This window comes from Streptomyces sp. NPDC007346 (assembly GCF_040703535.1).
GTDB lineage: Bacteria > Actinomycetota > Actinomycetes > Streptomycetales > Streptomycetaceae > Streptomyces.
The window spans coordinates 22,585-28,969 of sequence record NZ_JBEYKR010000091.1; the positions used below are offsets into that span (position 1 = coordinate 22,585).

7 protein-coding genes are annotated in these 6,385 nt (G+C 71.4%); 1 reads left to right on the forward strand and 6 read right to left on the reverse strand.

The genetic code is table 11. The features are described 5' to 3' along the window. Positions 1-192: 192 nt before the first annotated feature. From fabF to AB0917_RS22565, 5 genes are all read right to left on the reverse strand, one after another. On the reverse strand, positions 193-1,455 hold the full coding sequence (gene fabF / locus AB0917_RS22545) for a beta-ketoacyl-ACP synthase II (protein WP_366821412.1): 1,263 nt from the start codon (positions 1,453-1,455) through the stop codon (positions 193-195). A 76-nt stretch (positions 1,456-1,531) separates the two neighbouring features. Then, the gene (locus AB0917_RS22550; RefSeq protein ID WP_014045780.1) at positions 1,532-1,780 is read right to left on the reverse strand and encodes an acyl carrier protein; all 249 of its coding nucleotides are present in this window, start codon (positions 1,778-1,780) and stop codon (positions 1,532-1,534) included. A 62-nt stretch (positions 1,781-1,842) separates the two neighbouring features. After that, positions 1,843-2,874, reverse strand: a complete 1,032-nt coding sequence (locus AB0917_RS22555) for a ketoacyl-ACP synthase III (RefSeq protein ID WP_366821413.1) — start codon at positions 2,872-2,874, stop codon at positions 1,843-1,845. A 13-nt stretch (positions 2,875-2,887) separates the two neighbouring features. After that, a complete protein-coding gene (locus tag AB0917_RS22560; protein WP_366821414.1) occupies positions 2,888-3,802 on the reverse strand; it encodes an ACP S-malonyltransferase in 915 nt (304 codons plus the stop codon). A gap of 89 nt (positions 3,803-3,891) precedes the next feature. After that, positions 3,892-5,091: a helix-turn-helix domain-containing protein gene (locus AB0917_RS22565; RefSeq protein WP_366821415.1), complete on the reverse strand. Its 1,200-nt coding sequence runs from the start codon at positions 5,089-5,091 to the stop codon at positions 3,892-3,894. Between the two features lie 228 nt (positions 5,092-5,319). Here AB0917_RS22565 and AB0917_RS22570 point away from each other — a divergent pair, with 228 nt between their 5' ends. Further along, entirely contained in the window at positions 5,320-5,976 is a 657-nt protein-coding gene (locus AB0917_RS22570) for a pirin family protein (RefSeq protein WP_366821416.1), read from the forward strand. 74 nt (positions 5,977-6,050) lie between these two features. On the opposite strand, the gene AB0917_RS22575 is transcribed toward AB0917_RS22570, so the two are convergent. Beyond that, positions 6,051-6,385: hypothetical protein (locus tag AB0917_RS22575; protein WP_366821417.1), on the reverse strand; the 335-nt coding region annotated here is incomplete at its 5' end.

Below are 6,385 nucleotides of genomic sequence, written 5' to 3' on the forward strand. Positions count from 1 at the left end.
CTCCTTGCCCTGCCGGCCGCGGGCCCTCACCTCTCCGGTGATCGGGGAGCAGGACCAAGCCCTTCCGGCGGTTGAGGAGCGGGGGTCCGGGGCGGAGCCCCGAAAAGGCCCGCACACGCAGAAGCCCGCTCCCCGGACCCCGGGAAGCGGGCTTCACCACGTACAGCGGAAGTCAGGCGGACGGCCGCCCCGTCATACGGACCGGAACGCCAGCACCACGTTGTGCCCGCCGAACCCGAACGAGTTGTTGATCGCCGCGATCGGCCCCTCGGGCAGCGCGCGCGGCTCCCCGCGCACGACGTCCGCCTCGACCGCCTCGTCGAGGTCGTCGATGTTGATCGTCGGCGGAGCGATCCGGTGGTGCAGCGCGAGCACGGTGGCGACGGTCTCGATACCGCCCGCGCCACCCAGCAGGTGACCCGTCATCGACTTCGTCGCCGAGATCGCGACATGGTCCAGATCGTCGCCCAGGACCTTCCGCAGCGCCTTGATCTCCGCGATGTCACCCTGCGGGGTGGACGTGGCGTGCGCGTTGAGGTGGACCACCTCGGACGGCTTGAGGTCGCTGGTGTCCAGCAGGTTCTGCATCGCGGCGGCGATGCCCCGGCCGGTCGGCTCGGGCTGCGCGATGTGGTGGGAGTCGGCCGACAGGCCCTGGCCCAGCACCTCGCAGTAGATCTTCGCGTTCCGCTTGGCGGCGTGCTCGGCCGACTCCAGGACGACGACGCCCGCGCCCTCACCGAGGACGAAGCCGTCACGGGCCGTGTCGTACGGGCGCGAGGCCTTCTCCGGCTCGTCGTTGCTCTTGGACATCGCCATCATGTTGGCGAACGCCGCGATCGGCAGCGGGTGGATCGCCGCCTCCGTGCCGCCGGCGACGACCACGTCGGCCCGGCCGGTACGGATCATCTCGACGGCGTACCCGATCGCCTCCGCGCCCGAGGCGCAGGCGGAGACCGGCGTGTGGACACCGGCCTGGGCGTTGACCTCCAGGCCGACGTTGGCCGCCGGGCCGTTGGGCATGAGCATGGGAACGGTGTGCGGGGAGACGCGGCGTACGCCCTTCTCCTTCAGCACGTCGTACTGGTCGAGCAGGGTGATCACGCCGCCGATACCGGAGGCGATGACCGAGCCGAGCCGCTCGGGGGCGATGGTCTCGTCCTCGCCGGCCTTGGCGGTGAAGCCCGCGTCCGCCCAGGCTTCGCGGGCCGCGATCAGCGCGAACTGCGCCGAGCGGTCCAGCTTGCGGGCGAGCGGGCGGGGCAGTACGTCGCCCGGATCGACGGCCGCGAGGGCGGCGATCCGGACGGGCAGTTCGGCGAAGCGCTCGCCTTCGAGAGGCTTGACGCCGGACCGGCCGGCCATCAGACCTTCCCAGGTCGATGCGGAGTCGCCACCCAGCGGAGTGGTTGCGCCGATACCGGTGACGACCACGGTGCGATTGGTCGAGTTCACTGGAAAATCTTCTCCACGTGTAGAGGGTCGTGAATCAGCGGCGCCACCGCCGGGTGGCGACACAGCCGGGCTGGGATCAGCCCTGGTGCTTCAGGATGTAGTCGGCGGCGTCGCCGACCGTCTTGAGGTTCTTGACGTCCTCGTCGGGGATCTTGACGTCGAAGCGCTCCTCGGCGGCGACGACGACCTCGACCATGGACAGCGAGTCGACGTCCAGGTCGTCGGTGAAGGACTTGTCCAGCTGGACGTCCTCGACCGGGATCCCGGCGATCTCGTTGACGATCTCGGCGAGACCGGTGACGATCTCTTCCTGCGTGGCGGCCATCTTGGCGCTCCTTCGGTGGTTTCTTCAGGGTTCGTGCGTACGGACCAAAAGGTCCGGTGTGCCTAGGGGAGGGTAACGACCGTAGCGGCGTAGACGAGACCCGCCCCGAAGCCGATGACGAGCGCGGTGTCGCCGCTCTTCGCCTGACCGGTCGCCAGGAGCCGCTCCATCGCGAGCGGAATCGAGGCGGCGGACGTGTTACCGGTGGACTCGATGTCACGGGCGACCGTGACGTGCTCCGGCAGCTTGAGGGTCTTCACCATCGAGTCGATGATCCGCATGTTGGCCTGGTGCGGGATGAAGACGTCCAGGTCCTCCGGGGCGATCCCGGCCGCGTCCAGCGCCTGCTGGGCGACCTTCGCCATCTCGTAGACGGCCCAGCGGAAGACCGCCTGGCCCTCCTGCGTGATGGCGGGGAACTTGATCTCGCCCTTGGAGTCGAGCGGCAGCGTGGAGACGTCACCGACGTGCAGGTCGTTCCAGGCCACCGTCTGCTTGATGGTCTCGGACTTGTCGCCCTCGGAACCCCACACGGTCGGGCCGATGGCCGGCTCCTGGGAGGGGCCGACGACGACCGCGCCCGCGCCGTCACCGAACAGGAAGGCCGTCGCCCGGTCCTCCAGGTCGGTCAGGTCGCTGAGCCGCTCCACGCCGATGACAAGTACATACTCTGACGAGCCCTCGACGATCATGCCCTTGGCGAGGGTCAGGCCGTAGCCGAACCCCGCGCAGCCGGCCGAGATGTCGAAGGCGGCGGGCCGGCCCGCGCCGATCTTGTGGGCGATCTCGGTGGCGACGGCCGGGGTCTGCTTGAAGTGCGAGACGGTCGAGACGACGACCGCGCCGATCTGCTCGGGCGTGATGCCGGCGTCGGCGATGGCCTTGCCGGACGCCTCGATCGACATCGCGGCCACGGTCTCCTCCTCGGAGGCCCAGTGGCGGGTGACGATGCCGGAACGGGAGCGGATCCACTCGTCGGAGGAGTCGATCGTTTCGAGGATCACCTCGTTCGGCACGACCCGGGTCGGGCGGTAGCCGCCGACCCCGATGATCCGTGCGTACGGGGCGCCCTTGCTGGGCTTGATCTTCGACATGCTCTCGGGCTCCTTAGGCGCCCGCGTGCTCGGAGATGAGCGCGCGGGCGGCGTCGAGGTCGTCGGGGGTCTTGAGCGCGAGGGTCTTCACACCGGGCAGCGCCCGCTTGGCGAGCCCGGTGAGGGTGCCGCCGGGGCTCAGCTCCACCAGCGCGGTGACGCCGAGCTTCTGGAAGGTCTCCATGCACAGGTCCCAGCGGACCGGGTTCGCGACCTGACCGACCAGCCGGGCGATGACCTCGGTGCCGGTGGCGACCGTGTGGCCGTCGGCGTTGGAGACGTACGTCACGGCCGGGTCGGTGACCGTGAGGTCCCCGACGGCCGCGCGCAGCTTCTCCACGGCCGGGGCCATGTGGTGCGTGTGGAACGCGCCCGCCACCTTCAGCGGGACGACCCGGCGCACGCCCTCGGGCTTGTCGGCCTCCAGGGCGGCGATCTGGGCCGCGGTGCCGGCGGCGACGATCTGGCCGCCCCCGTTGACGTTGGCGGGGGTCAGCCCGAGCTTGTCCAGGTGCGGGACCGTCACGGCGGGGTCACCGCCGAGCAGGGCCGCCATACCGGTCTCGGTGACCGCGGCGGCCTCGGCCATGCCGAGCCCCCGGGTGCGGACGAAGCGGAGCGCCGCCTCGTCGTCGATGACACCGGCGATCGCGGCGGCGGTGATCTCACCGACGCTGTGGCCCGCGACGACGTCGGCAGTCGCGCCCAGGGCCGCCGACGAGAGCAGCCCGGCGGCGACGAGGAGCGGCTGGGCCACGGCCGTGTCGCGGATCGCGTCCGCGTCGGCCTGCGTGCCGTAGTGGGCAAGGTCGAGCCCGATGGCGTCGGACCAGGCCGCGATGCGGTCGGCGGCGCCGGGGAGGTCGAGCCAGGGAGTCAGGAAGCCGGGCGTCTGAGCGCCTTGGCCGGGAGCGACGAGTACGAGCACCCTCACACTCTCTCTTGTGGACGGCTCCGCACGCCCGTGGGGACAGGGACGAAGAACCGTCAGGGGAATTGTTGAAGTCCGACAAAAGTCTAGGACTGAGGATCCGCCGCGGCCAAGCGCCCCAGAATCAGGGCGATCCGCAGGATGAACGCGGAGCGCACATCGGAGGGAGACCACCCGGTGACGTCGGTCACACGTCGTAGCCGGTAGCGCACGGTGTTGGGGTGCACGAAAAGCATCCGCGCGGCCCCCTCCAGACTGCTCGCCTGCTCCAGATAGACGCTCAGGGTCTCCAGAAGCGCCGAACCGGCTTCCTCCAGCGGTCTGTAGATCTCCTCCACCAACTGGTCCCGCGCGGCAGGGTCCCCGGCCATCGCTCGCTCCGGCAGGAGATCGTCCGCCAGCACCGGGCGCGGCGCGTCCTGCCACGCCAGGCACGCCTTCAGCCCGGCCGCCGCGGCCTGCGCGGACCGGGTGGCGGCCAGCAGGTCCGGCACCACGGGCCCGGCGACGACCGGCCCGGCCGCGTACGGCCCGATCAGGCCCTTGGCGACCTGGAGCGGGTTGTCGCTGCCGCCCGCGATGACGACGAGCCGGTTGCCGAGGACCCCGGTGAGGACCTGGAGCTTCGCGTGCCGGGCGGCGCGCCGGATCGCCTCCACGGTCAGCTCGCTGTCCCCGTCGGGCGCGGTGCCGAGGATCACGCAGACGTGCTCGGGCGAGTTCCAGCCGAGCGCGGCGGCCCGGGACACGGCCCCCTCGTCGGCCTCCCCGGACAGCACCGCGTTCACCACCAGCGACTCCAGCCGGGCGTCCCAGGCGCCCCGGGCCTCGGCGGCCTGGGCGTAGACCTGGGCGGTGGCGAAGGCGATCTCGCGCGCGTAGACGAGCAGCGCCTCCCGCAGCACCGACTCGTCGCCGGGCGCCGCCACCTCCTCGATCGCGGCCTCCATGACCTCGATCGTGGTCCGCACCATCTCGACGGTCTGCCGCAGCGTGATCGCTCGTGTCAGCTCGCGAGGGGCGGTGCCGAACACATCGGTCGAGATGGCCTGCGGGGTCTCGGGATGCCGGAACCACTCGGTGAACGCCGCGATACCGGCCTGGGCGACCAGGCCGATCCAGGACCGGTTCTCCGGGGGCATCGCCCGGTACCACGGCAGCGATTCGTCCATGCGGGCGATCGCGTTCGCGGCCAGCCGGCTGGCGGACTGCTCCAGCCGTTTCAGGGTCGCGGCATGCAGGTGGGCGTCGCGGGCGGCGGAATGCTCAGGATCGGGTCGGGGCACGAGGACAAGACTGCCTTATCGGGCCGCTGGATCGGTGGGGTGGGGCGAGGGTCTCGCCTACTGGCCGGTACGGGGGCGTGCGGCCCGGTCGGTACGGGGCGCCCGGCCCGGTCCGTACGGGAGCGTTCGTTCTGCTGCGTACGGGAGCACGCGGCCTGGTCCGTACGGGAGCACGCTGCCCGGTGGCCGCCGCTCCCGGAAAGGCGGGCACCGGGCTACCGTGGCCGGGTGATTTCCGTACACAGGTCCGAGGACCGCTACCGGGGCGGCGAGCCGGACGCCGGCATCGAGACCCGGCACGCCCTCTCCTTCGGCCCCTTCTACGACCCCGACAACCTCCGCTTCGGCCCGATCCTGGCCTGCAACGAGGAGCGCCTCGTCCCCGGCGCGGGCTTCGACGAGCACCCGCACAGCCATACGGAGATCGTCACCTGGGTGGTGGAGGGCGAGCTGACCCACCGCGACTCGGCGGGCCACTCCACCGTGGTACGCGCCGGAGACCTGGCCCACCTGAGCGCCGCCGCCGGAGTCCGCCACGTCGAACGCAACGACGGCGAGGCCCCGTTGACCTTCCTCCAGATGTGGCTGGCCCCCCTGGACTCGGGCGGCGAACCCTCGTACACGGTCGTCCCCGGCTTCGCCGACGCGACCCCGTACGCCCTGCCTGCGGCTGGTGCGGTGCTGCGCGTGCGGCGGCTCGCGGAGGGCGAGCGCACGGCGCTGCCGGACGCGGTGCGCCTGTACGTGCATGTGGTGCGGGGGCGAGTCGAGGTGGGCGGGAAGGAGTTGGGCCCGGGGGACGCGGCCCGGATCACGGGCGCGCAGGGGCTGGAGGCGGTCGCGGCCACGGGGACGGAGTTCGTGGTCTGGGAGATGGCGGGCTGACCACGGGCGGGCTCCGGGAGTGGCTTTCGCGGTGGTGTCAGGTGGTGGGCCGCTTCGGGGCCCCGCCCCCCCAGTCACGTATGCGGCCGGACCGCTCCCGGAATTCGAGGTCGTACGCTACTGATCGCATGGCGCACGAATGCAGCAAGCCCGTACGCGATGATGAGGCCGCGAAGTTCGGGCGGGGCGACGGGTGGCGCTTCCGTTGGCCGGAGTGTGACCGGAGTGCGCGGGGGGCGAACGGTGAAGCTGTCCGATGTGCTGATCCTCGTCGGCGGCCTGGGTGTGGCCGCTGCGCTGGCCGCGCTGCTCGGCTCGTTGAAGCTGCGCAGCTGCTCCAGGCGGGCCTGGCTCAGGTAGTCGTAATAGGTGAGGGTGCGCGCGAACTTCTCGGGGTTCTGCTGGTTGA